The sequence below is a fragment of the Candidatus Halocynthiibacter alkanivorans genome (genome assembly GCF_003333265.1).
Lineage (GTDB): Bacteria > Pseudomonadota > Alphaproteobacteria > Rhodobacterales > Rhodobacteraceae > Halocyntiibacter_A > Halocyntiibacter_A alkanivorans.
In genome coordinates this window covers 24,586-48,303 of record NZ_QOLB01000061.1, presented here as the reverse complement: position 1 = coordinate 48,303, position 23,718 = coordinate 24,586, and the positions used below count along the sequence as shown (strand labels likewise).

Annotated in this window: 22 protein-coding genes; 16 read left to right on the top strand and 6 right to left on the bottom strand. The window is 58.7% G+C overall.

The features are described 5' to 3' along the window. Nucleotides 1-1,138, top strand: a 1,138-nt coding sequence (gene dprA, locus DWA01_RS05710) for a DNA-processing protein DprA (protein ID WP_235008434.1), incomplete at its 5' end; no start/stop codon positions are given. 5 nt (nt 1,139-1,143) lie between these two features. Here the strand turns inward: dprA and DWA01_RS05705 are convergent. Continuing rightward, nucleotides 1,144-1,584 carry a hypothetical protein gene (locus tag DWA01_RS05705; RefSeq protein WP_114284874.1) on the bottom strand — a complete coding sequence of 147 codons (441 nt, stop codon included), beginning with the start codon at nt 1,582-1,584 and terminating at the stop codon, nt 1,144-1,146. A gap of 145 nt (nt 1,585-1,729) precedes the next feature. Between DWA01_RS05705 and topA the strand changes: the two genes are divergently transcribed. The 3 genes from topA to DWA01_RS05690 all read left to right on the top strand — a co-directional run bounded on the left by topA (nt 1,730) and on the right by DWA01_RS05690 (nt 5,911). Beyond that, the gene (topA, locus tag DWA01_RS05700) at nt 1,730-4,456 is read left to right on the top strand and encodes a type I DNA topoisomerase (RefSeq protein WP_114284873.1); all 2,727 of its coding nucleotides are present in this window, start codon (nt 1,730-1,732) and stop codon (nt 4,454-4,456) included. A 120-nt stretch (nt 4,457-4,576) separates the two neighbouring features. Further along, the gene (locus tag DWA01_RS05695) at nt 4,577-5,272 is read left to right on the top strand and encodes a CoA transferase subunit A (protein ID WP_114284872.1); all 696 of its coding nucleotides are present in this window, start codon (nt 4,577-4,579) and stop codon (nt 5,270-5,272) included. A 12-nt stretch (nt 5,273-5,284) separates the two neighbouring features. Further along, on the top strand, nt 5,285-5,911 hold the full coding sequence (locus DWA01_RS05690; RefSeq protein WP_114284870.1) for a 3-oxoacid CoA-transferase subunit B: 627 nt from the start codon (nt 5,285-5,287) through the stop codon (nt 5,909-5,911). Between the two features lie 481 nt (nt 5,912-6,392). Here DWA01_RS05690 and DWA01_RS05685 read toward each other — a convergent pair whose 3' ends face one another. After that, on the bottom strand, nt 6,393-7,250 hold the full coding sequence (locus DWA01_RS05685; protein ID WP_114284883.1) for a lytic transglycosylase domain-containing protein: 858 nt from the start codon (nt 7,248-7,250) through the stop codon (nt 6,393-6,395). Nucleotides 7,251-7,599: 349 nt separating this feature from the next. Between DWA01_RS05685 and DWA01_RS05680 the strand changes: the two genes are divergently transcribed. The 12 genes from DWA01_RS05680 (at nt 7,600) to DWA01_RS05625 (ending at nt 19,579) form a co-directional block, all read left to right on the top strand. After that, nucleotides 7,600-7,803, top strand: a complete 204-nt coding sequence (locus DWA01_RS05680) for a pilus assembly protein (protein ID WP_114284868.1) — start codon at nt 7,600-7,602, stop codon at nt 7,801-7,803. 236 nt (nt 7,804-8,039) lie between these two features. Beyond that, the gene (gene cpaB / locus DWA01_RS05675; RefSeq protein ID WP_114284866.1) at nt 8,040-8,876 is read left to right on the top strand and encodes a Flp pilus assembly protein CpaB; all 837 of its coding nucleotides are present in this window, start codon (nt 8,040-8,042) and stop codon (nt 8,874-8,876) included. Between the two features lie 204 nt (nt 8,877-9,080). Beyond that, a complete protein-coding gene (locus DWA01_RS05670) occupies nt 9,081-10,511 on the top strand; it encodes a type II and III secretion system protein family protein (protein WP_114284864.1) in 1,431 nt (476 codons plus the stop codon). 5 nt (nt 10,512-10,516) lie between these two features. Next, a complete protein-coding gene (locus DWA01_RS05665; RefSeq protein ID WP_114284863.1) occupies nt 10,517-11,173 on the top strand; it encodes an OmpA family protein in 657 nt (218 codons plus the stop codon). A gap of 205 nt (nt 11,174-11,378) precedes the next feature. Further along, on the top strand, nt 11,379-12,623 hold the full coding sequence (locus DWA01_RS05660) for a CpaE/TadZ family protein (protein ID WP_114284862.1): 1,245 nt from the start codon (nt 11,379-11,381) through the stop codon (nt 12,621-12,623). A 17-nt stretch (nt 12,624-12,640) separates the two neighbouring features. Beyond that, nucleotides 12,641-14,074 carry a TadA family conjugal transfer-associated ATPase gene (locus tag DWA01_RS05655; RefSeq protein WP_114284861.1) on the top strand — a complete coding sequence of 478 codons (1,434 nt, stop codon included), beginning with the start codon at nt 12,641-12,643 and terminating at the stop codon, nt 14,072-14,074. Nucleotides 14,075-14,077: 3 nt separating this feature from the next. After that, nucleotides 14,078-15,046, top strand: coding sequence for a type II secretion system F family protein (locus tag DWA01_RS05650; RefSeq protein WP_114284860.1), 969 nt, complete (start codon nt 14,078-14,080; stop codon nt 15,044-15,046). A gap of 9 nt (nt 15,047-15,055) precedes the next feature. Further along, nucleotides 15,056-16,042, top strand: a complete 987-nt coding sequence (locus DWA01_RS05645; protein WP_114284858.1) for a type II secretion system F family protein — start codon at nt 15,056-15,058, stop codon at nt 16,040-16,042. A gap of 160 nt (nt 16,043-16,202) precedes the next feature. Then, nucleotides 16,203-16,607, top strand: a complete 405-nt coding sequence (locus tag DWA01_RS05640; RefSeq protein WP_114284882.1) for a tetratricopeptide repeat protein — start codon at nt 16,203-16,205, stop codon at nt 16,605-16,607. A 31-nt stretch (nt 16,608-16,638) separates the two neighbouring features. After that, a complete protein-coding gene (locus DWA01_RS05635; protein ID WP_114284856.1) occupies nt 16,639-17,493 on the top strand; it encodes a tetratricopeptide repeat protein in 855 nt (284 codons plus the stop codon). Next, nucleotides 17,493-17,987, top strand: coding sequence for a prepilin peptidase (locus tag DWA01_RS05630; RefSeq protein ID WP_114284855.1), 495 nt, complete (start codon nt 17,493-17,495; stop codon nt 17,985-17,987). Before DWA01_RS05635 ends, DWA01_RS05630 begins: the two co-directional genes overlap by 1 nt. 281 nt (nt 17,988-18,268) lie before the next feature. Further along, complete coding sequence (locus DWA01_RS05625) at nt 18,269-19,579, top strand: ATPase (protein WP_114284854.1); 1,311 nt, start codon at nt 18,269-18,271, stop codon at nt 19,577-19,579. A gap of 385 nt (nt 19,580-19,964) precedes the next feature. Here the strand turns inward: DWA01_RS05625 and folD are convergent, their stop codons facing one another. The 4 genes from folD to DWA01_RS05605 all read right to left on the bottom strand — a co-directional run bounded on the left by folD (nt 19,965) and on the right by DWA01_RS05605 (nt 23,687). After that, nucleotides 19,965-20,858: a bifunctional methylenetetrahydrofolate dehydrogenase/methenyltetrahydrofolate cyclohydrolase FolD gene (gene folD / locus DWA01_RS05620; RefSeq protein ID WP_114284853.1), complete on the bottom strand. Its 894-nt coding sequence runs from the start codon at nt 20,856-20,858 to the stop codon at nt 19,965-19,967. After that, the gene (locus DWA01_RS05615) at nt 20,855-21,169 is read right to left on the bottom strand and encodes a chorismate mutase (RefSeq protein WP_114284852.1); all 315 of its coding nucleotides are present in this window, start codon (nt 21,167-21,169) and stop codon (nt 20,855-20,857) included. Before DWA01_RS05615 ends, folD begins: the two co-directional genes overlap by 4 nt. Before the next feature lie 86 nt (nt 21,170-21,255). Further along, nucleotides 21,256-22,932, bottom strand: a complete 1,677-nt coding sequence (locus DWA01_RS05610) for a formate--tetrahydrofolate ligase (RefSeq protein ID WP_114284881.1) — start codon at nt 22,930-22,932, stop codon at nt 21,256-21,258. A gap of 152 nt (nt 22,933-23,084) precedes the next feature. Continuing rightward, nucleotides 23,085-23,687, bottom strand: coding sequence for an MOSC domain-containing protein (locus DWA01_RS05605; RefSeq protein WP_114284851.1), 603 nt, complete (start codon nt 23,685-23,687; stop codon nt 23,085-23,087). Nucleotides 23,688-23,718: the final 31 nt, after the last annotated feature.

The following is a 23,718-nucleotide window of genomic DNA, read 5'->3' as shown; positions in this document are numbered from 1 at the left end:
CCCCGAGGATTATCGTTTATCCTGGCTCCGCCTCTTGCGTTCACGCCGTGTTGGCATCGCGACATTCTACCGCTTGATGGCTGAACATGGCAGCGCCGCAGAGGCGTTAAAAGAATTACCCAAAATTGCCAAAGCCGCCGGTGTACGCGACTATTCCCCTTTTTCTGTGGAGGCCGCCGAGGCTGAACTGCAGGCCGGCGCGCTGGCCGGGGCTGAGCTGATCGCCATTGGCAGCCCCCATTACCCGTCTGAGCTTGCCGATATTGCCGATGCGCCGCCGCTGCTATGGGCGATTGGCGATCTGACATTAACCGGCCGGGAAACGGTATCCATTGTGGGGGCGCGAAATGCGTCCTCTCTTGGTTTGAGGATGGCAAAATCGCTGGCTGCGGGTGTCGGGGAAAGTGGCACTGTGGTGGTCTCGGGACTGGCGCGCGGCATCGACACCGCCGCGCATCTGGCGGCGCTGGAGACCGGCACAATCGCTGTGCTGGCCGGCGGCGTTGATGTGGTCTACCCGGCCGAAAATGCGTCACTCGCCCAGGAGATCGCGGAAAGAGGTCTGCGCCTGTCAGAGCAACCAATGGGGATGAAACCCTTTGCCCGCCATTTCCCCGTACGCAACCGGATCATTTCCGGGTTCAGCCGCGCGGTTGTGGTGGTTGAGGCGGCGGCACGGTCGGGCAGCCTGACCACCGCGCGCAATGCGCTGGACCAGGGCCGCGACGTGCTGGCGGTGCCGGGCCACCCGTTTGATGCCCGTGCTTCGGGATGCAATATGTTGCTGCGCGACGGCGCCACCCTGGTGCGCGGCCCCGCAGATGTGCTTGAGGTGCTGGCCGGCGGCACTTACCCGGTGGTGATCGAGGATCTGGCCGAAAACGCCCCTGCCCCGACCCTGCCAGCAGCCACCTCCGATGTTTCCGGCCCCGCCGCGCCACCGCAAGAACGCAGCCTGAAACAGACCGCGGCGCTGCATACGGTCATTCTGAACCGGCTGTCGCCCAGCCCGATGGCCGAAGACCAGCTGATCCGGGACCTGGAGGTCAGCGCCCGCGACATTGCGCCGGAACTGCTGAACCTGGAATTGGAAGGCAAAATCACCCGCCAGCCGGGCGGACTGTTGTCGCGCAGTTGATCTGCTCAGTTGAAATCGCAGTAATCGCCGATCACCGCATCATATTCCTCACAAAGCGGCTGCCACAGGAACCACGCGTCCGTAGCGCCGACCTCATGATGCACCGCAACCCAGGTGGCGCCGGATTTTCGATACAACGCCTGGAGCGCGGTGCCGTCCCCGTCATGGGGATCCCAGCCGTCCCGCAGCACCATCGGTGTATGGGTGAGGTCAATGGCCCCGCCGCCCGGTCGCTGGGCGTTCACAGACGCAAAAGCAACGTCGCCACTCATGCGCGATTCACCCACCACAAATTGTACCGGCGCGCCCAGAGCCCACTCCGCATGAGGGCGCAACGCATCCATCAGCGCGGCCCGCCCGGTGCTTCCCCGCGCCGGCTCTACCCAGCTCTGAGCGCTGACCTGGCCTGCAAAGAGGACATTAATCGCAATAAATAAATTTAGCATACTTTAACAATCTCCCACCTATACGCCTGAAACAACTTGTAATATGCGGCTACTCTCCCCTAGATAATAGTGATCATTTACATTCCACCCTTCCCAAATCTGTTTTGCAGCGCCATAACGCTCGCGCATAGCGAAAGGACCTTTCATGCCCGTCGTCGTCGTCGAATCTCCGGCCAAAGCCAAAACGATCAATAATTATCTCGGCAGCGATTATACCGTTCTGGCCTCTTATGGGCATGTACGTGACCTGCCGGCAAAAGACGGATCGGTCGATACCGACAACGAATTCGAGATGAAATGGGAAGTCGGTTACGACAGCCGCAAGCATGTCAAAGCCATTGTCGACGCGCTGAAAGACGACAACGAACTGATCCTCGCGACCGATCCGGATCGCGAAGGAGAAGCGATCAGCTGGCATCTGGTGGAAACCCTGACCAAGCGCAAGGCGATCAACAAATCGACGCCCGTCAGCCGGGTGGTGTTCAATGCGATCACCAAATCGGCCGTCACCGAGGCGATGAAAAACCCGCGCGAAGTGGATGCGCCGCTGGTGGAGGCCTATCTGGCCCGCCGGGCGCTGGACTATCTGGTGGGCTTTAACCTCTCACCGGTGCTGTGGCGCAAATTGCCCGGCGCCAAATCCGCCGGCCGGGTGCAGTCGGTCTGTCTGCGTCTGATCGTGGAACGCGAGATGGAGATCGAAGCCTTCAACGCCCGGGAATACTGGTCGGTGAAAGCGGCATTTTCGACGCCACGCGGCAAGAATTTTGAAGCGCGCCTCACCGTGCTCGGCGGCCAGAAGCTCGACAAGTTCGACATTGATAACGCCACTGCAGCCGAGTTGGCGGTTCAGGCGGTCACCTCCCGCGCGCTGTCGGTCACCTCAGTGGAGGCCAAACCTGGCAGCCGCAACCCGTCTGCCCCGTTCATGACATCGACACTGCAGCAGGAAGCCAGCCGCAAATTCGGCATGGGTGCGCGCCAGACCATGAGCACCGCCCAGCGGCTCTATGAGGCCGGTTACATCACCTATATGCGGACCGACGGTATCGACATGGCGCCCGAAGCGATTGCGGCTGCGCGCGATGCGATCAAGGACCGTTACGGTGCCGAGTATGTGCCCAAGTCGCCGCGCATGTACAAAAACAAAGCCAAGAACGCTCAGGAAGCGCACGAATGTATTCGCCCGACCGAGCTGGCGCGGGCCACCGATCAGCTGAAAATCACCGACGCCGATCAGCGCAAGCTGTATGATCTGATCTGGAAACGCACCATTGCCTCGCAGATGGAAGCGGCGCGTCTGGAGCGCACCACGGTGGATATCGGCTCCGACGATCAGCAGGTCGTGCTGCGGGCCACCGGTCAGGTGGTGCTGTTTGACGGTTTTATGCGCGTCTATGAAGAGGGGCGCGACGATGTCGCCTCTGAAGATGACAAACGGCTGCCCCAGATCATGCAGGGCGAACCGGCGGCATTGTTTGCCGGCGGGCTGAGCGCCGATTTCGCCAAGGCGGAAGGCTCTGCTTCTGTGATCGAAACTGCGACCACCGGCGGCATGCAGAAAGTCGCATCCGCAGTGCTCTCGGAAGATGGCGGCGTACTGGGTGCGCAACATTTCACCCAGCCACCGCCCCGCTTCACTGAAGCCACGCTGGTGAAACGCATGGAAGAGCTCGGCATTGGCCGCCCCTCTACCTATGCGTCGATCGTGACCACCATTCAGGACCGCGAATATGTCACCAAGGACAAGAACCGGCTGATCCCCGAGGACAAAGGGCGGATCGTGACGATCTTCCTGCTGAACTTCTTCCGCAAATATGTCGGCTATGAATTCACCGCCGACCTGGAGCGCGAGCTGGATGATGTGTCCGCCGGGGAGCGCAATTACAAACACGTGCTGGACCGGTTCTGGCGCGACTTCTCGGCGGCGATTTCCGAGACGTCTGATCTGCGGATTTCCGAAGTGCTGGACAAGCTGGACGCCGCTCTGGCGCCGCAGCTGTACCCGCCACGTGCGGACGGGTCTGACCCGCGCATCTGCCCGAAGTGCGGCAATGGTCAGCTGCATCTGAAAACCTCAAAGACCGGCGGTTTTGTCGGCTGCGGCAACTATCCGGAATGCCGCTACACCCGGCCGATCAACGGCGATCCCGAAGCGCCCAATGGCGATAAGATTCTGGGCGAAGACGGCGAAGATGTGATCAGCCTGCGTTCGGGTCGTTTTGGCCCCTATGTGCAGCGCGGCGAAGCCACTGAAGAGGTGAAAAAACCACCACGGGCCTCTTTGCCACGCGGTTGGTCGGTCGATGACATCGATCTTGAGAAGGGGCTGTTGCTGCTGAGCCTGCCGCGCCCCGTGGGCCCGCATCCCGAAGATGGCGAGCTGGTGGAAGCCGGCATCGGGCGTTACGGGCCGTTCGTGAAACATGGCAAACTCTATGCCAATCTGCCCGATGTGGATGAAGTGTTCATCATTGGCATGAACCGCGCGGTGGAAGTGCTGGCGGAGAAACTGTCCAAACGTGGCGGCGGGCGTGCTGCGGCGACCCCGCTGAAAGAACTGGGCGAACACCCGGATCAGGGCGGCGCCGTCAATGTGATGGAGGGACGTTATGGTCCCTATGTGAAATGGGAAAAGATCAATGCCACCCTGCCCAAGGGCGTGGAACCGGCGGATCTGACCATGGAACAGGCGGTCGAACTGATCACCGAGAAAGCCGGTAAAAAGAAACCGGCGAAGAAAAAAGCCGCTGCTAAAAAGCCAGCTGCCAAGAAGGCCACCGCGAAAAAACCGGCGGCCAAAAAGGCGGCGGCAAAGAAACCGGCGGCGAAAAAGGCCGACAAAGCCGTGGCAGATGACGCCGGGGAATAATTGGCGACGAAATATTCTTTCCCCGCCGTGATTCTGTCGCTAGGGTGACGCCATGCCGCACTGCGGCGTGCGCTGACCCCGCCGCCGCTTGCGCAGAAGATCCACTCTGGGGAGGAAAAGATGAAGAAGATATACGGCTCCGCGTCTGAGGCGCTGGACGGGATTTTGTTTGACGGGATGAAGATCGCTGCCGGCGGTTTTGGCCTTTGTGGCATTCCCGAATTGCTGCTGGCGGCAATCCGCGATGCGGGCACCAAAGAACTTACCTTTGCGTCCAACAACGCCGGTGTGGATGATTTTGGCATCGGCATCCTGCTGCAGACCCGCCAGGTGAAAAAGATGATTTCCTCCTATGTGGGTGAAAACGCGGAATTCATGCGCCAGTACCTGTCTGGTGAACTGGAGCTTGAATTCACCCCTCAGGGCACCCTGGCTGAACGTATGCGCTCTGCTGGCTGCGGCATCCCCGGTTTCTACACCCGCACCGGTGTTGGCACGGTGATTGCCGAGGGCAAAGAAGAAAAGGTCTTCAACGGCGAGACCTACATTCTGGAAGAAGGCATTTATGCCGATCTTTCCATCGTCAAAGCCTGGAAAGCGGATGAAAGCGGCAATCTCGTGTTCCGCAAGACCGCGCGCAATTTCAACCCGCCAGCCGCAATGTGTGGCAAGGTCTGTGTGGTTGAGGTCGAAGAAATTGTTCCCACCGGCAGCCTGGATCCCGACAGCATTCATCTGCCCGGCGTTTATGTGCATCGCATCATTCAGGGCGATCACGAAAAACGCATCGAACAGCGCACAACGCGCGCAGCATAAGGGGGCAGAGATATGTGGGATCGCAATCAAATGGCGGCACGCGCCGCAATGGAGCTGGAAGACGGCACCTATGTGAACCTTGGCATCGGCATTCCGACGCTGGTACCGAATTTCATTCCCGAGGGCGTTACTGTCACGCTGCAATCGGAAAACGGCATGCTGGGCATGGGCCCGTTCCCGATCGCCGGTGAAGAAGATGCCGATCTGATCAACGCCGGCAAACAGACCATCACTGAAGTGGCTGAGACCGCCTATTTCGACTCAGCCACCTCGTTCGGCATGATCCGCGGCGGCAAGATCGCCATGGCTATACTGGGCGCGATGGAAGTGGCTCAAAACGGCGATCTGGCCAACTGGATGATCCCCGGCAAGCTTGTCAAAGGCATGGGCGGCGCGATGGATCTGGTCGCTGGTGTCGGCCGGGTTGTGGTGGTGATGGACCACACCAACAAACACGGCGTCAGCAAACTGATCCCGGCCTGTACCCTGCCGTTGACCGGCAAGGGCGTGGTCGATCGTGTCATCACTAACCTGGGTGTGCTGGATGTGGTCGAGGGCGGTTTGAAAATCGTTGAGCTGGCCGAAGGTGTCACGGAAGACGAGCTGCGCAGCGCCACCGAGGCGACAATCGTCGACTGAACCGGCCACCGGATCTGTAATTTCGAAAGGGGCAAGCCGGTAGTTTGCCCCTTTTTTGTAGCTTGTACCTATTTCCAGATTTATGCTTATTCCCGGCCCGACTTACTGACCGCAGATTTTACTCCAGAAGCTCAAAGATTCGTGTAGTTTGACGTTGTGACGTAAGATCAATCTGAATGTGCCTGATAGAGCGGATTGGTGAGGTTCAGCGTGAAAGTACCAAGGGTAATTGGGATATATATCGTTTTACTTAGCCTGTTTGCGTTCTGGCGATTTCGAGCAGACGGATATCTCTCACTCGATCTGACGGTTTTTGTTGCCGGTATGCTGGTTTTGGGAATTGTAAAATATTTCTGGCTGAATAAAGGGAAATAGTTCAATCAATGCCAAACACCTAATTACCTGCCACAGGTCTTTGCAGAAGCTTCTGAGATTGCTCCAAGTGCAACCCGGAATACAAAAAACCGACGGACGGATGAGATCAACCGTCTGAGGTGCTTGTTTTGGTATCAAAGACGCAGCCGTCTGACATCAGTTCCGGCTCACTGACACAGAGCGCGCGCGCCACCAGCCAGGCAGAGAGCACTTTGGGCACATAGGCGCGGGTTTCGGAAAACGGCGGCACACCGGCATAATATCTGACCGCGTTTTCGCCGGCGTTATAGGCAGCAAGCATCAGCACCGGGTCGCCGCTGAACTCACCATAAAGCCAGTCAAGATAGCGGGTGCCGCCAGAAATGTTCTGTACCGGGTCGGTGATGTCAGTGACGCCAAAGCGTTCGGCCGTGGCGGGCATCAACTGCATCAGCCCGCGCGCACCGGCGCTGCTGGTGGCATTAGCCCGACCAGAAGATTCCACCCCGATCACCGCCAGAACCATTGCCGGGGACACCCGTGTGCCCAGCGTTGCGGTCAGAATAGCGCGGCCATGGCGGGCGGCGACATCGCGCATGTCCTGCAGGCGTGGGGCGGCAACCGGCTGATCCGGCGGCGACTGGCGCAGCCCGGCCAGCGCCGGCAACAGCCGCCCGGGACCTGCGCCCTGCAAGGTGGCCGGCACGGTGCGCCAGAACCAGGCAAAAGCCGCGTCCGCTGTCGGGGCCGCGGCCGGTTCCGGAATTTCCGGTGTTTCGGGCGGTGCTGCGACCTCATGCGGGGGGGCGGGCGCGGCTGGTGCCACCGGGGCGATCTGCACTGTGATGCGTTGATTCGTTCCTGTTTCGGGAATCTTCACGCGCCGGAAGGTGAAATCGGCAAAAGGTGCTGGCGAATCTGCTAAAACCGCGCCTGCGACGGCACATGAAAGGATGAATATACTGCTAACGACGCGGCGCTTCATGCGGGTGCTGCCCAGCTCAGGATGTGAATATCCCGAGTTTTGCAGCTTTGCGGCGCAAAATCCAGCCATCGCTGCCTTAATGGCGGCCCATTGTGCCCAACCTGCCATGGCGTTGCCCTGATCTGGCATCAATTAAAATTTAAATTAACCTTTAAACCTTTTAAAAACAAAAACTTACCTAAAACTTATCATTCAAAATTAACGGCTTCAAAATTGTACCGCCCCTGCCCCAATCTCGCCCCATTCCGGGGGCTATATAACTTTACGAAAGCGGCAATGAGGCCAGGGCAAGTGACCTCAGCAGATGCGGCTCAGATTAAATGCAAAATGGAACACCGGAGAAAACACTATGAAATTTTTCAAACTCGCAAAAACATTCAAGTCCGACGAAGATGGCGCGGTCACCGTTGACTGGGTTGTACTGACAGCCGCGATTGTGGGCCTGGGCGTCGCCGTTCTGGCAACCGTAAAAGGTGGCGTTGAAACTCTTGGCACCAATATTGCCACCGGTCTGACAGACACCACCATCGGCACAACTGTCGCCACCGAGTAATCCAGATTAGTCGGGATTGAACACCAAGGTCGCGCCCCGTCGGGGACGCGGCCTTCTGGTGTCTGATACCGCAGCGCCGGCCGGAGCCGCGCCCTGCAGCACAGACACCGCGGGTCAGCAAGTGGCGTTGATTACCGCGTGAGCGGCTTCAAATCCCCCCGGTTTCGCCACAATTACCGGCGATATTGTTAACAATGGAATGCGCCCGCTGCGGGCATTGGGTGAAGGGGCATGGGATGCGCTTGGTATTTGGCTTCGTTTTAATACTTGGGCTTGGCCTGGCAGGGTTTGCCGTCTACATGGCCCGGGGCTATATCGGGTCTTATCAGGCCCAGCTGGCGCAGGAGCGCGCCACAAAAGCAGCGGTGGTGCCCACCCGGGACGTCTTTATTGTCACCCGGAAGATCGGCTACGGCGAATATCTGTTGCCGGAAGACCTGGCGATCCTGCAATGGCCCGAAGCGGCCTTGCCTGAGGGGGTCTTTTTCACTGAAGAAGAGCTGTTTCCGCTGGGGCGCGACGTGCCACGCACGGTTTTGCGCATGATGGAACCCAATGAGACCATTCTGAAAATCAAAGTCACGGAACCGGGCGAAAACGCCGGTGTGTCTTCACGGCTGAGCCCCGGTATGCGGGCTTTTACCATCCGGGTTGATGTCTCGACCGGCGTTTCGGGCTTTCTGCGCCCGGGGGACCGGGTGGATGTCTACTGGTCCGGCCGCACCCCGAGCGGCAATGTGACCAAACTGATCGAAACCAGTGTGACGCTGCTGGCGGTGGACCAGGTCGCGGATATGGACAGGATCACCCCCACTATTGCACGCACGGTGACAACAGAGGTGACACCTGCACAGGTGGCGGTTCTGGCCCAGGCGCAATCTTCGGGCAGTCTGTCACTGTCGCTGGTGGGGGCCCGGGAAGTGAACCTGGCCAGCGCCGTTGAAGTGGACCAGAATTCCTTACTCGGTGTCATCTACGAAGCTCCCGCACAGGTTGTGACGGAGCGGGTATGCACCATTACCACGCGCAGGGGCTCTGAAATCATCAAAACCCCGATTCCTTGCACAAATTAAACATGTTGCTATGAGCGGCCCGGGGCTTCCTTTTGAGGAGGCCCCTGTCTTATCAGGGGTTTGCAAGGATATGTTGCTCATGTCCCACATATAACAGACAGCGCAAACTATTGATTCTTGCAAAAAAAACTCATTTGCACCATGCTCGTACCTATGGCGGAAAGCCGCCTTGTCGCGTGGCGTGGTCGGAGAGGCAGGATCACAATGAACATGAAAAGAATTTTCCAGGCAGCACTGGTATCCTGTGCTGTAACAATCACCAGCGCCCCTGTGGGCATGGCTGACAAATTACAGGTACTGACAGGTTCCACATCCGGTTCGCTTAATATTCCAATGAACCGCGCAGTGGTTGTTGAGAGTGACGAACCCTTTGCAGAACTGTCGATCGCCAACCCGGCGATTGCGGATATTTCGACTCTGTCGGACCGGACAATTTACGTTCTCGGCAAATCACCGGGCACCACGACGATGACCATTCTGGCACCGGACGGATCGCTGATCACCAATGTGCAGGTCATAGTCACCCCTGATATTACAGAATTCAAAGAGCGGCTGCGCCAGATTCTGCCCAATGAGCAGATCGAAGTGCGCACCGCCAATGATGGCATCGTGCTGTCCGGTGTGGTGTCGTCAATCGCACAGCTGGACCGGGCACTGGACCTGGCCAGACGCTATGCACCCGAACGTGTGTCCAACCTTATGAGCGTCGGCGGAACCCAGCAGGTATTGCTGAAGATCCGCTTTGCCGAGATGCAGCGCTCCGTGACCAAGAACCTGTCTTCGTCTTTTGCCGCAACTGGTTCGATTTTCAACAATTCCACAGGTCTGGTCGGCGGCAGCGGTGCTTTTACCGACGCCTCGAACGCGGCCAGCTTGTTTGACGGCGATGCGTCGACCAACCCGGTTACGACCACTGACCCCGAGGGACGTTTCACCTTTGGCTTTACCGCCGGCGGGCTGGAACTGGCGATCGCTCTGGAAGCGCTGGAGAGCAAAGGCGTCGTACGTTCGCTGGCCGAACCGAACCTGATTGCCCTGTCCGGGCAGCAGGCGACATTCCTTGCTGGTGGCGAATATCCGATCCCCGTGCTGGGCGACAACGGCAATGTCAGTATCGAATATAAACCCTTTGGGGTGGAAATGGCCTTTGTCCCCCGGGTGGTTGACAAGGGTGTGATCAATCTGGAACTGAAAGCCGCGGTATCGGGGCTGGATTCAAGCGTGTCGTACAACAACGGCGGCTTTACCGTGAACGCCTTCCGGCGCCGGGAAACCTCCACCACGGTGGAGATGCGCGATGGCGAAAGCTTTGCCATTGCCGGCCTGTTGCAGGATGATTTTCAGGATCTGGCCGGTCAGGTGCCCTGGTTGGGGGATATCCCGGTGCTGGGCGCCCTGTTCCGCAGCGCGGAATATGAACGCAGCCAGTCCGAGCTGGTGATCATCGTGACACCTTATCTTGTATCCCCGACCCGGGGCGAAGCGCTGGCGCTGCCAACCGACCGGATCCGCATTCCCAGCGAAAGCGAATTCTTCCTGTTCGGCAAAGTTTCGGGCGGACGTCCGAAATCCGGTCCGGCCGCCGAAGTCGCCAAACAAGACTTCAGCGGCTCCTATGGTTATGTGATGGAGTAAGACTCATGCGTGGGCAGATCAAAATTATTCTTGGCGTTTCCGCAATGCTGGCACTGGGGGCCTGTGAAAAAGGCACCATCGAGTCCTGGACGTTCAGTGAGGCGGGTTCCTTTCTGGATGAGGGGAGCTTTGGCAACCCGACAATGAACAACTTGTTGGTTCAGACCGGTCAGAAAAGCTATGTCATCAGCCTGAATGAGAGATTCTCCCGCGAGATTCAGCCCAATATCAACTTTGAGTTCAACTCCTCGGTGCTGGATGTGGCGGCACAGAGCACATTGCGTCTGCAGGCGGACTGGATCAAACAGTTCCCGGAAGTGCGCTTTAAAGTGTTCGGTCATACCGATCTGGTCGGCAGCAACAGTTACAACAAAAGACTGGGTTTGCGCCGCGCCCGTGCGGCGGTGAATTTCCTGGTATCGCAGGGCATCAGCCGCTCGCGGCTTGAAGCCGTGGTCTCTTATGGCGAGAGCCGCCCGGTTGTGGCCACCGAAACGCGGGAACGGCGCAACCGCCGCACCATCACCGAAGTGTCCGGATTCGTGAAAAACGCACCGCAACTTCTTAACGGTAAATACGCCGAAGTTGTGTTCCGCGAATACATCGCCAGTGGCGCGCCGGCTTCGGATCTGGCCCTGTATGGCTCAATATCTGCCGAATAGACCTGAAAAACAGGGACCGTATCGAAAAAGCGGATAATTACGCGAATTCGGCCCCAATGTTGCCCAGATTGAAAGGCAAATTAACTCTATTGGGATCAGTATGCACGATAGTGAGTCGTGCATATGAGCGCCGGTAGAGCATTCTGGCTGACAACCAGATAATGGCAGACTCTGCGGCGTTCTTGTAAGAAAAGGACGAGTCGCAATGACGAGCAGTGTTGCATTGCATCCGGAACCCGCACCGATCGTGGCATGTACCGTGTCCCGCGACGTGCAGAACTTTGGTCTGCTGATCGAAGATATGGAAGCCGCGCTTGGAGAAAGCTGGGGCGATCTCAGCTTTGAAGACGCCCGTGTTTTTCTGGACCAGCCTGAAGCTGCGACGCTGGAGTTTATCGCCGTGGCGCTGGATGACGGTGACGAGGACCAGCTGGCCGAAATCAGCGCCTTGATCGACGCCGCCAAGGCGCAGGACGTGCGGGTTATTCTGATCGCCGAAGATGTCAGCCCGATTGTCCTGCATCAGCTGCTGAAACAGGGTGCTGAAGAATTTGTCCCCTACCCGCTTCCCGATGGCGCATTGCATGACGCCATCGACCGGCTGCGCGCACCGGAAACCCCGCAGGCGCGCGAGTTGCCGGCTGAGCTGCAAAGCAAGGCAAAAGCAACCAACGACTGCAACGGTGTGGTTCTGCCGGTTCAGGGCATGGCGGGCGGCACCGGTGCCACCACGCTGGCGGTGAACCTGGCCTGGGAACTGGCCAACAGCGACAAGAAAAACCCGCCGCGGGTCTGTATTCTGGATTTCGATCTGCAGTTTGGATCGGTGGCGACCTTCCTCGACCTGCCGCGCCGCGAATCCATTTTTGAACTGCTCTCGGACACCGAATCGATGGACAGCGACAGTTTCATGCAGTCGCTGCTGAACTATAATGAGCGTCTGCATGTGTTTACCGCACCCTCCGAGATCCTGCCGCTGGACATTGTCACCAGCGAAGATATCAGCCGCATTCTTGAAGCGGCGCGGGTCAATTTCGACTATGTCATCATCGATATGCCCTCGACTATCGTGCAGTGGACGGAGACCGTGCTGTCGGCCGCCAGTGTGTATTTTGTAACGCTCGAGCTGGACATGCGCTCGGCTCAGAACACCCTGCGCATGATCCGGGCGCTGAAAGCAGAAGACCTGCCCACTGAGAAGCTGCGTTTTGTGCTGAACCGGGCGCCGCGCCGCACCGATCTGCAGGGCAAATCCCGCGCCAAACGGCTGGCGGAAAGTCTCGACATCGACATCGAGCTGCAATTGCCCGACGGCGGCAAACAGGTGTCACAATCCGCCGACCACGGGCTGCCCCTGTCACAGAGTTCCGCCAAAAATCCGCTGCGCAAAGAAATCAGCAAACTGGCAGTATCAGTACATCAGCACAATCAGGTCGCGGCCAACGGTTGATTTGAGGAATTACACCCATGTTTTCACGGTATAAAAAATCTCCCGCCGGCAAAGGTGCCACCCCGGTCGCCGCGCCGGAACCCAAGGTGGAACCGTCCAAAGCCGAAAAGACCGTGCAGCGCCGGGTTCAGCCCAAATCCGCCGCACAGCCCGCACCCCAGGACAAAGATAAAAAACGCAAAGACCGGATGAATGACATCAAGACCAAGATGCACATGCGGCTGCTGGAAGATCTGAATCTGAGTGCTCTGGAAACCGCCACCGAAAGTGATCTGAAGACCGAGATTTCCAATATCACCGGCGAAGCGCTGGAAGAGTTGGGGGTGGTTCTGAACCGGGATGAGCGCAGCACGCTGAACCAGGATCTTTATGATGAGGTGCGCGGGCTGGGTCCGCTGGAAACGCTGCTCAAAGACGACACGGTGAACGACATTCTGGTCAACGGACCACAGCAGATTTTCGTGGAACGCGACGGCAAACTGCAGCTGACCGATGTGACGTTCAAGGACGAAAAACATCTGCTGCGCATCATCGACAAAATTGTCTCCGCCGTGGGGCGCCGGGTCGATGAATCCAACCCCTATGTGGATGCGCGTCTCGCTGACGGGTCACGCTTTAACGCCATGGTCTCGCCCATCGCGGTGGACGGCTCGCTGGTGTCGATCCGCAAATTCAAAAAAGAAAAGCTGGCGATCGACGACCTGGTCAATTTTGGCGCATTTACCGAGGAAATGGCGGTCTATTTGCAAGCGGCCGTGTCGACCCGGCTGAACATCATCGTCTCCGGCGGCACCGGCTCGGGCAAAACCACCACCCTGAACGCGCTGTCCTCCTTCATTGATGATGCCGAACGCATCCTGACCATTGAAGACACCGCCGAGCTGCAGTTGCAGCAGACCCATATCGGCCGGATGGAAAGCCGCCCGGCCAATGTGGAAGGCAAAGGTGCGGTGAGCCAGCGGGATTGTCTGAAAAACGCGCTGCGCATGCGGCCGGACCGCATCATCGTGGGCGAGACCCGCGGCGAAGAGGTGATCGACATGCTGCAGGCCATGAACACCGGCCATGACGGCTCTATGACCACCATTCACGCCAACTCGGCGCGCGACGGGGTCAGCCGGCTGGAGAACATGATCGCCATGGCCGGGATTGAGATGCCGCTGAAAGCGATGCGCTCGCAGATATCCTCGGCGGTCAATCTGATCGTTCAGGTCTCCCGGCTGCAGGACGGCTCAAGGCGGATGACTTCGATCACTGAGATCACCGGCATGGAGGGCGAAGTCATCTCCATGCAGGAAGTGTTCCGCTATCAGCGCACCGGGCTGACACCGGACAATAAAATCATCGGACATTTCACCGCCACCGGCGTGCGCAGCCATTTTTCCGAACGGTTCCGCATGTGGGGCTTTGATATGCCGCCCTCGCTCTTTGAACCTTTTGTGCCGGAGTAAACCATGGTCATCAGTGCCGAACCCCTGATTTACGGGCTTATCTTTGTCGCGGTTCTGGTCCTTGTGGAAGGGCTGTACCTGACGGTTTTTGGCAAATCCATCAGCCTGAACAGCCGGGTCAACCGGCGGCTTGAATTGTTGGAAAAAGGCAAGGGCCGGGAACAGGTTCTGGAGCAGCTCCGCAAGGAGATGAGCCAGCATATGAAGTCCCGTCGGATCCCGCTTTATTCGATTCTGGCCTCCAAGGCGCAAAAAGCCAACATCGCCTTTACCCCGCCGCAGCTGATCATGCTGATGGGCGGACTCAGCGTGGTGGCCTTTCTGGGCCTGACCATCGGCACCCAGACCGAACCGTCGATACGGGCGCTGATCTCGGTTGTCATGGGTGTGGTCGGGGTCTTTGTCTGGATCAATGGCAAGGCCAAAAAACGCATGGCGATGATCGAAGAACAGTTGCCTGACGCGGTGGAGCTGATGGTGCGCAGCCTGCGTGTCGGCCATCCGTTCAGCTCATCGCTGCAGATCGTATCCCAGGAAGTCCCGGACCCTCTGGGCACCGAGATGGGGGTGATTTCGGATGAAAGCGCCTATGGGCGGGATGTCGGCGAAGCGCTCAAGAACATGGCGGAACGGCTGGACATGCAGGATCTGCGTTTCCTCGCCGTTGCCGTTACGATTCAACAACAATCCGGCGGCAACCTGGCCGAAATCCTCGATGGGCTCGCCAAGGTGATCCGCTCGCGCTTTAAACTGTTCCGCCGGGTGAAAGCGATCACCGCCGAGGCCAAATGGTCCGGCATGTTCCTGTCGGTGTTTCCGCTGCTGGCCCTGTTGATGATCACTCTGCTGCAGCCCGACTATTATGATGAAGTCAAAGAAACCGGCGCCTTCATCCCCGCCGCGATGGTGGTGGCCGCCTTCCTGGTGGTCAATATCGTGGTGATGAAATCCCTGGTGAATATCAAAGTGTGAGGTGCCCCGATGAATGAGTTGTTTAATACGATCCTGGGCGATCAGCTTGGCCCGTTTGGCCCCATTATCCTCGTAGGCATATTGGGGCTTATGCTGGTCTTGTTCATGCTGCCGCTGTTGCTGCGCAAACGCAATGACCCGCTGGACCGGCTGAAGGCGGAACGTCGCGGCGTCGCCCCTGCCGGCAAAGACAAAGAAAAAATCCAGGGCTTACGCCAGGGCGGCAAAAACGACAAATTGCAGAAATACTCCAGCTTTCTGGAGCCCCAGGACGTGGAAGAATACTCCGCCGTGCGCCTGAAACTGGTGCAGGCGGGTTACCGGTCACCCAATGCGGTGCGCATGTATCACTTCAGCCAGTTTATCCTCGGCATCGGCCTGCTGGCGGTGGGGGTTGTGCTGGCGCTGGTGAAGTCTGCCAATGCGGAAATTACCACCCAGGTTATGATGATGTATATCCTGATCCCGGGTGGCGCCGGTTATATGCTGCCAAAATACTGGGTCACGCGGCGCCAGGAAGAACGCAAAGAACAGATCATTTACGGCTTCCCGGATTCGCTTGACCTGATGCTGGTCTGTGTCGAGGCCGGCCAGTCGCTCGACCAGTCTATCGTGCGGGTCGCCCATGAAATCGAAACCAGCTATCCGGCGCTGGCGGAAGAATTTGCCACGGTCAGTTTTGAAATGAAAGCCGGCAAAGACCGGGTCACCGTGTTGCGCGACATGTCGGAACGCTGCGGCGTTGCGGATGTGTCCAGTTTTGTCACCGTGCTGATTCAGTCGGCCACGTTCGGCACCTCAATTGCCGATGCATTGCGGGTCTATGCCAGTGAAATGCGCGACAAACGGGTGATGCGGGCGGAAGAAAAGGCAAACACCTTGCCAACAAAGATGACGCTCGCCACAATGATGCTCACGGTACCACCGCTGCTGATCATTCTGATCGGACCGTCGGTCTATGGGATTACGACTTTGCTGAACACAGCCAATTTCTGACGTGGTCGCCAGGCTGACCGCAATATTAGGGAGTTTTCTCCTGCTCGCCGGCTGTGCTTCAACAGCCGGCTTTTTCACGCCGGCCGCCGGGGCTTACGCTCCGGCAGGCGTGGATCCGTCCGCGCCAGCTGTCGACGGTTTGCTTGTCGGCCACCGGCTGATGGCAGCGGAACAATATGAACTGGCGCTTAAATCCTATCTGCGCGCCGCAGTGACCCAGGGTCTGAATGCCGAAGTTCTCTCGTCGCTCGGCTCTGCCAACCTGCAACTGGGGCGGCTGGGCCAGGCGGAAACCCTGCTGCGCCGTGCGGTCAGCACGGACGAGACCTTCCCGGCGGCCTGGAACAATCTCGGTGTGGTGCTGATGGAACAGCGCAAATATGCTGAGGCGGAACGGGTGTTTCGCACCGCCTTTGCGCTCGACAGTGGCGAAAGTGCCGAAATTCGCGAGAATTTAAGGCTGGCCCTCGCAAATCTCCAAAAGGATGGCTACGCTGAACCTGAGCAGAATTCATTCGCACTGCAGCGACGCGGAACCGGGGAATACCAGCTTCTGTCGCAGTAAAAATAGCGATCGAGCAGGTAAAGGACGCAGCATGCGCCATCCCATTATGATCACTCTGAGTCTCGCCAGCATGCTGGCCCTGTCTGCTTGTGGCGAGCAGTTTCTGGATGCCGAAGCCCGCAATACTTCGGTGAATGTTATCGATGAGAACAATCTGAACGACATTATGCTGGCGGCCACTGACCCGAATGAAGCGGTGTCCTATTTCAGCCGCAGCGTCGCGACAGATCCGGACCGGATTGACCTGCAACGTGGCCTGGCGCTTTCACTGGTGCGCGCCGGGCGCCCTGAAGATGCGCTGCGGTCGTGGAAAATCGTGGTCGCGCACGACGACGTCACCAACGAGGATCAGGTCAACTATGGCGGCACCCTGATCAGGGCCGGCAAATGGGACCAGGCAGAATCGGTGCTGCAGGCGGTGCCGCCCACCTATGAGACTGCCAAACGCTACCGGCTAGCCGCCATGGTTGCCGACAGCAACCAACAATGGAAAAAGGCCGACAGTTTTTATGAAACCGCCTCGGGGCTGACCACAAAACCCTCCGGCGTCTATAACAACTGGGGGTTTTCCAGATTGACCCGCGGTGATTACCAGGAGGCGGAAAAACTGTTTCTGCGTGCGCTGAGGTATGATCCCAGCCTGTTCACTGCGAAAAACAACCTGGTGCTGGCGCGTGGGGCGCAGCGCAATTATGTGCTGCCGATCATCCAGATGAGCCAGACTGAACGCGCGCAACTGCTGCACACCCTGGCGCTGACGGCGATCAAACAGAACGATGTTTCCATCGGCAAAGGGCTGTTGAGCGACGCCATTGAAACCCATCCTCAGTATTTTGAGGTCGCGGTGCGCAGCCTGGATGCGCTGGAAGCCAATGTGACCAACTGATGGAACTCACCGCGTTTTCGGCTTTGGTGTTCCTGCCGTTTGCCCTTCCGGTTACGATCTGGGTGGCGTGGAACGACATGAAATACATGAAGATTCCCAATCAGGCGGTGCTGACGCTGACGGCAGTTTTTCTGCTGATTGGGCTCATTGCGCTGCCGCTGGCCGAGTACCCCTGGCGGCTCAGCCATTTTGCGGTGGTACTGGCGATCGGGTTTGTCGCCAATATGGCCGGGCTGGTGGGCGCGGGGGATGCAAAATTTGCCGCGCCAATGGCGATGTTTGTGCCGCTGAGCGATATGCGGCTGATGCTGATCCTGTTTGCCGCGGTGCTGCTGGGCGCTTTTGCCACCCACCGGCTGTTTCGCGCCATCCCCGCTGTGCGGCGCAATACGGCTGACTGGCAATCCTGGCAGCGCAAAGACTTTCCCATGGGGCTGGCACTAGGCAGCACACTGGCGTTTTATCTGATGCTCGGCACAGTGTTTGGCGCCTGAGCCCGGGGCGCTGTCTCCGGGCTCAGGCGCCGGGCTTTGGACAACCGCCCGCTGCAGCCGGGTCGCCGCGCCGCCCGGGGTACGATGCTCCGCTAAAATCTCCGCAAAAATGACCGGATTTGCCCGGCGCAATACGGCCTGCCGTTCAGATTTCAGTAACACTCCCGCGTCACCTTTGTCTCAGTAACATTTATTGCCGTTTTTATTGGCGGTTTTGCCGAACACGCGGTAGAATCAAAGAAAAACAAAGCGCGCAGCAAGAACAGAACACAGGTATCCCCATGAACATGGAAACAGCCAACGTGCTGGCGCCGCCCGCGCCGAAATCCCTGGAAGACACCGGTCTGACCACGGTGATGATGCGGGACATTCTTCTGAAAACTATGTTCCGGCAAAGTCTGGATCTGGTCTCAACCTTGTCGGGATCCCTCTGTCTGCCGGTCACCGTCACCCAGATGCTGATGGACCTGACGCGCGAGCAGAAACTGGTGGAAGCCACCGGCAACCTGCATGCGAACTCTGGCAGCGAAATGGGCTACCGGCTGACCGAAAGCGGCAAGGCGCGGGCGCTGGATGCGCTGTCACAGTCGGAATATTACGGCGCCATGCCGGTGCCGCTTGAGCGTTATTCCGAGCAGATGAAACGCCAGTCAATCAAGAATATCCAGATCACCCGCGACCAGCTGACCGCTGCTATGGGCCATCTGATCCTGCCCGATGATCTGTTGGGCCAGCTGGGGCCTGCGGTGGGGGCCGGACGTTCGATCCTGATGTATGGCCCGCCCGGCAACGGTAAATCCTCGATCTCCAACGGCATCCGCGACGCGCTCGGCGACAAGATCTATGTGCCTATGGCAATTGAATATTCCGGCCAGGTCATCACTGTGTATGACCCGATTGTGCACACGGCCGCCGCAGCCGAGGTGGACGATCCCAATGCGCTGCGCCGCACCGCGCGCCGCTATGACCGCCGATACGTCTATTGTGAACGCCCGACGGTGATCACCGGTGGCGAGCTGACGCTGTCGATGCTGGATCTGGTCTATAACCCGACCGCGCGCACCTATCAGGCGCCGCTGCAGCTGAAGGCCTCCGGGGGCATTTTCATCGTCGATGACCTTGGCCGCCAGGAAGAATCGCCCCAGGCTCTGGTCAACCGCTGGATCGTGCCGCTGGAAGAAAGCAAAGACATCCTGGCGCTGCAGTCGGGTGAAAAATTCACCGTGCCGTTTGACACGCTGGTGATCTTTTCGACCAACTTCCACCCCAATGAAATCTTTGATGGCGCGGCGCTGCGGCGGATTTTCTTCAAGATCAAGATTGACGGGCCGGACCAGGAGAACTTCCTCAAAATCTTTGCTCTGGTGGCGCGCAAGAAAAAGATGCCGCTGGATGAAGGGTCTCTGATGCATCTGCTGGAGGTGAAATACCCGACGATTGAGAATAATTTCGCCAATTATCAACCGGTGTTCCTGATCGATCAGGTGATTGCGATCTGCGAGTTTGAGGGCATTCCCTATCAGATGACTCCGGATCTGGTGGACCGCGCCTGGGCCAACATGTTTGTACGTGACGAAAAAATCGCCCGCTAAGGCAAATTGAGCCGATGAGAAGCGTGTACCTTTGCTGTGATTTCCACCGACTGAAAATGCGCTCGTCACGGCGTGGCTGGGACTGCGCGCGCCCAGGGGATGGGACGGGCGCCGCCCGGCTCACAGAACCGAGCGGCGCAGACCTGGCTATGATGCATAGTTTGTTCGACACGCTTTGGCACCCTGCCCCGCTTTCGCGTGCAGGTCACTGTCATGGGGTCAGAGCGCCTGTGTCAGGCCCTGGGACCCGCGTCAGGTGGAGCGCACTGGCATCCGTCATCAGGTGAGACGTCAGCCGTAATCCGGCGCCCCCCAGAGACGGAAAAGGGCGCGCCGCCCTCGCGACACGCCCCCTTTCATTCAGTCACACCAGCAGTGCTGCGGATCAGGCGGTCAGCCCTTCGGGTTCCGCCAGACCATTGGCACGACAACACGCGGTGACCGTATTTCCCAGCAGGCAGGCGATGGTCATCGGGCCAACACCACCGGGAACCGGGGTGATCGCGCCGGCCACTTGCGAGGCGGAAGCGAAATCAACATCGCCGACCAGGCGGGTCTTGCCGCCTTCCACGTCGATGCGGTTGATGCCCACGTCAATCACGGTGGCCCCCTCTTTGAGCCAGGAACCCGGCACCATTTCCGGACGCCCGACAGCGGCAACAACGATGTCAGCGCCGCGCACAACATCGGCGATGTCTTTGGTGCGGGAATGGGCGATGGTGACGGTGCAGCTGTCGCCCAGCAACAGCGCTGCCAGCGGTTTGCCCACCAGGTTGGAACGGCCGATCACAACCGCGTTCAGACCGGACAGAGAGCCCAGCTTGTCGCGCAGCAGCATCAGACAGCCCAGCGGCGTGCAGGACACCATGCCGCGCTGACCAGAGGCCAGCAGGCCGGCGTTGACCACATGCAGCCCGTCGACGTCTTTGGCCGGGTCAATACGGGCAACAATCTCGGTCTCGCTCAGATGCGCCGGCACCGGGAACTGGCACAGGATGCCATGCACAGCCGGATCCGCGTTCAGCTTGTCGAGCAGCGCATAAAGCTCTTCTTGCGACACGTCTGCAGGCAGTTTGTGCTCATAGGAGTTCATGCCGACTTCAGTGGTCTGACGGCCTTTGGCGCGCACATAGACCTGGCTGGCAGGATCTTCACCGACCAGTACAACAGCAAGGCCAGGGGTCAGGTCATGCTCGGCCTTCAGCCGTGCCACATGGGCGGCAATTTTCTCACGCATGGTCGCAGCAAAGGCTTTGCCGTCAATAATATCTGCAGTCATAGAGTCTCTCCATTGCTGTCCATGGCGCGTTCTTCGCGGGCGATGGACCATTCAATCATCTGCTGCCAAAGCGCCCGGGCCAGATCAGGATCAAGCCCCAGGTCGCGCGCATTTGCGCTGGCATTATCAAGCACTTGCTGAACCCGATCTTCAATCCGGGCCGGCAGGCCTTCGCCAGGTTTCAACTGGGCTGCGCGGTCAATATAGCCAGCCCGTTCTGCCAACATCCGGACCAGTGCGCGGTCCAGCGTATCAATTTCGTCTCTGAGTTCAGCCATCGTACCGATCTCAGCAGGGGATTTGCGTCCCATGGCCTTCCTTTCCGCACCCGCCCGTCCCCAAAGGGTCGGGCGCGTGCCGCGGGGGCTCGATGCCCCCAAGGCACGGCCCCGGGTTGTTAGAACAACCCTTCAATATTGCCGGTCTCGTCTAGCATGATCACTTCCGCAGAAGGAACCCGTGGCAGACCAGGCATGGTCATGATTTCACCGCAGATCGCGACGATGAAACCAGCACCGGCAGACAGACGCACTTCACGTACCGGCACCGAGTGACCAACCGGCGCACCGCGCTGGGTCGGATCAGTGGTGAAGGAGTACTGGGTTTTGGCCATACAGACCGGCAGATGGCCGTAGCCAGCCGCTTCCCACTCGTGCAACTGGTTGCGCACTTTGGCGTCCGCCAGAACTTCGTCCGCCCGGTAGATGCGTTTGGCGACTGTTTCGATTTTCTCAAACAGACCCATGTCATCCGGGTAGAGCGGTGCAAAGTTTGCCATGTCCGCATCGGCGATTTCGGCGATACGTGTGGCCAGCTCAACGGTGCCTTCAGAGCCTTTGGCCCAATGTTTACACAGGATTGCTTCGGAGCCCTGGGTGGTAACATAGTCTTTGATCGCCTGAACTTCGGCATCGGTGTCGGTGACAAAGTGGTTGATCGCAACCACAACCGGCACACCAAAGCTTTTCAGGTTTTCGATGTGACGGCCCAGGTTGGCGCAACCGCTGTTGACGGCTTCGACAGAATCGGTGCCCAGATCAGCCTTGGCAACGCCGCCGTTCATTTTCATCGCACGTACAGTGGCCACAACCACAACCGCAGAAGGCGCCAGGCCCGCTTTACGGCATTTGATGTTCATGAACTTTTCGGCACCAAGATCGGCACCAAAGCCAGCCTCAGTCACCACATAGTCGGCCAGTTTCAGTGCGGTTGTGGTGGCGATCACCGAGTTACAACCATGGGCGATGTTGGCGAACGGGCCGCCGTGTACAAATGCCGGGTTGTTTTCCAGGGTCTGCACCAGGTTTGGCTGCATCGCGTCTTTCAGCAGAACGGTCATCGCGCCGTCCGCTTTGATGTCGCGGGCATAAATCGCCTTCTTGTCGCGGGTGTAAGCCACGATAATGTCGCCGAGACGTTTCTGCAGATCTTCGAGGTTGTTTGCGAGGCAGAGGATCGCCATCACTTCAGACGCCACAGTGATGTCAAAACCGGTCTGACGCGGGAAGCCGTTGGCCACACCACCGAGCGACGTCACAGTGTCACGCAGCGCACGGTCGTTCATGTCCAGAACCCGGCGCCATACCACACGACGGTCATCGATCTGCAGCGCGTTGCCCCAGTAGATGTGGTTGTCGATCATTGCTGACAGAAGGTTGTGCGCGGAGGTAATCGCGTGGAAATCGCCTGTGAAGTGCAGGTTCATGTCTTCCATTGGGATGATCTGAGCGTAGCCGCCGCCTGCAGCGCCGCCCTTCATACCAAAACACGGGCCCAGCGATGCTTCGCGGATACAGACCGCAGCGTTTTTGCCGATCCGGTTCAGACCGTCGCCCAGACCCACTGTGGTGGTGGTCTTGCCTTCGCCCGCAGGTGTCGGGTTGATCGCAGTCACCAGGATCAGTTTGCCATCTTTGCGGTCCTGAACAGAATTGATAAATTCCTGACCGATTTTCGCTTTGTCATGGCCATAAGGGACCAGGTGCTTTGCATCGATGCCAAGCTTGGCGCCAATTTCCTGAATCGGGCGTTTGTTTGCCTCACGGGCAATTTCGATATCGGTCTTGAAGCTCATCGCCAAGGTCCTCTGGTTAATTTTGGCCGCAGCCATATCGCTGGAATTTAGGCCCCCGGACCCCACCGGGGTAGACACGTTCGCGACCATTCCATGCTCAATATCGCCACAGGCCAAAAAAACAGACCAAATATCGGTGCAAATCCGGGAAATTATCTCTTATCAGAAACCTCCGCCATGTGCGCCCAGGCCCGCTGATCCGGGATATGCAGCGTGACGGTGTCGCCAAGGCTCCAGGGACCGGGTCTCTCGACCCAGGCGGTGACGCCGCGGCGGCCTTTCGCGGCGGGTTTGAACAGTTTGCCTGCGCCGGCATGCACATTTTCAATGCCGCGCGCCGGCAGCGTGCAGGGGCGGTTTTCCATATCCACCACCAGGGTGGTGCCGTGCTGATTCTGCAGACGCGAGCCGGGTGGCACATGGGTGAAGTCCGGGATGCCGCGCAAGACCAGCGACGCGCCGGTCAGCGCCGGATCCAGCGCCTCCAGCCCCATATCCGCCGCGGTCAGATCCAGCTCTTCTGCCGACAGGATGGTCAACTGCCGCACATTGCGGATCTCGGTGCCTTCCGGGTGCTGGGCCCGCATACGCACGCAGGAGCCTTTGGTCACGCCGCCATGATGTTCGCCGTCAATCCCGGCCCAGGTCATCTCAACCGATTGTAACGGCTCGGAATTCAATGTGGCCTCCCGGTCGCCGACACGCCCGATCCAGGTGGTTTCAGCGGTGAACTCTGTGGGCAGCAATGCGGGCATCCGGGCCTCCTTTGGCGGTTTGAGGCACTCT

Excerpts from the sequence above, each read along its gene's own strand:
- DWA01_RS05705 (WP_114284874.1), bottom strand. The coding sequence starts at position 1,584 with ATGCTAAATTTATTTATTGCGATTAATGTCCTCTTTGCAGGCCAGGTC.
- topA (WP_114284873.1), top strand. The coding sequence starts at position 1,730 with ATGCCCGTCGTCGTCGTCGAATCTCCGGCCAAAGCCAAAACGATCAAT.
- DWA01_RS05695 (WP_114284872.1), top strand. The coding sequence starts at position 4,577 with ATGAAGAAGATATACGGCTCCGCGTCTGAGGCGCTGGACGGGATTTTG.
- DWA01_RS05690 (WP_114284870.1), top strand. The coding sequence starts at position 5,285 with ATGTGGGATCGCAATCAAATGGCGGCACGCGCCGCAATGGAGCTGGAA.
- DWA01_RS05685 (WP_114284883.1), bottom strand. The coding sequence starts at position 7,250 with ATGAAGCGCCGCGTCGTTAGCAGTATATTCATCCTTTCATGTGCCGTC.
- DWA01_RS05680 (WP_114284868.1), top strand. The coding sequence starts at position 7,600 with ATGAAATTTTTCAAACTCGCAAAAACATTCAAGTCCGACGAAGATGGC.
- cpaB (WP_114284866.1), top strand. The coding sequence starts at position 8,040 with ATGCGCTTGGTATTTGGCTTCGTTTTAATACTTGGGCTTGGCCTGGCA.
- DWA01_RS05670 (WP_114284864.1), top strand. The coding sequence starts at position 9,081 with ATGAACATGAAAAGAATTTTCCAGGCAGCACTGGTATCCTGTGCTGTA.
- DWA01_RS05665 (WP_114284863.1), top strand. The coding sequence starts at position 10,517 with ATGCGTGGGCAGATCAAAATTATTCTTGGCGTTTCCGCAATGCTGGCA.
- DWA01_RS05660 (WP_114284862.1), top strand. The coding sequence starts at position 11,379 with ATGACGAGCAGTGTTGCATTGCATCCGGAACCCGCACCGATCGTGGCA.
- DWA01_RS05655 (WP_114284861.1), top strand. The coding sequence starts at position 12,641 with ATGTTTTCACGGTATAAAAAATCTCCCGCCGGCAAAGGTGCCACCCCG.
- DWA01_RS05650 (WP_114284860.1), top strand. The coding sequence starts at position 14,078 with ATGGTCATCAGTGCCGAACCCCTGATTTACGGGCTTATCTTTGTCGCG.
- DWA01_RS05645 (WP_114284858.1), top strand. The coding sequence starts at position 15,056 with ATGAATGAGTTGTTTAATACGATCCTGGGCGATCAGCTTGGCCCGTTT.
- DWA01_RS05640 (WP_114284882.1), top strand. The coding sequence starts at position 16,203 with ATGGCAGCGGAACAATATGAACTGGCGCTTAAATCCTATCTGCGCGCC.
- DWA01_RS05635 (WP_114284856.1), top strand. The coding sequence starts at position 16,639 with ATGCGCCATCCCATTATGATCACTCTGAGTCTCGCCAGCATGCTGGCC.
- DWA01_RS05630 (WP_114284855.1), top strand. The coding sequence starts at position 17,493 with ATGGAACTCACCGCGTTTTCGGCTTTGGTGTTCCTGCCGTTTGCCCTT.
- DWA01_RS05625 (WP_114284854.1), top strand. The coding sequence starts at position 18,269 with ATGAACATGGAAACAGCCAACGTGCTGGCGCCGCCCGCGCCGAAATCC.
- folD (WP_114284853.1), bottom strand. The coding sequence starts at position 20,858 with ATGACTGCAGATATTATTGACGGCAAAGCCTTTGCTGCGACCATGCGT.
- DWA01_RS05615 (WP_114284852.1), bottom strand. The coding sequence starts at position 21,169 with ATGGGACGCAAATCCCCTGCTGAGATCGGTACGATGGCTGAACTCAGA.
- DWA01_RS05610 (WP_114284881.1), bottom strand. The coding sequence starts at position 22,932 with ATGAGCTTCAAGACCGATATCGAAATTGCCCGTGAGGCAAACAAACGC.
- DWA01_RS05605 (WP_114284851.1), bottom strand. The coding sequence starts at position 23,687 with ATGCCCGCATTGCTGCCCACAGAGTTCACCGCTGAAACCACCTGGATC.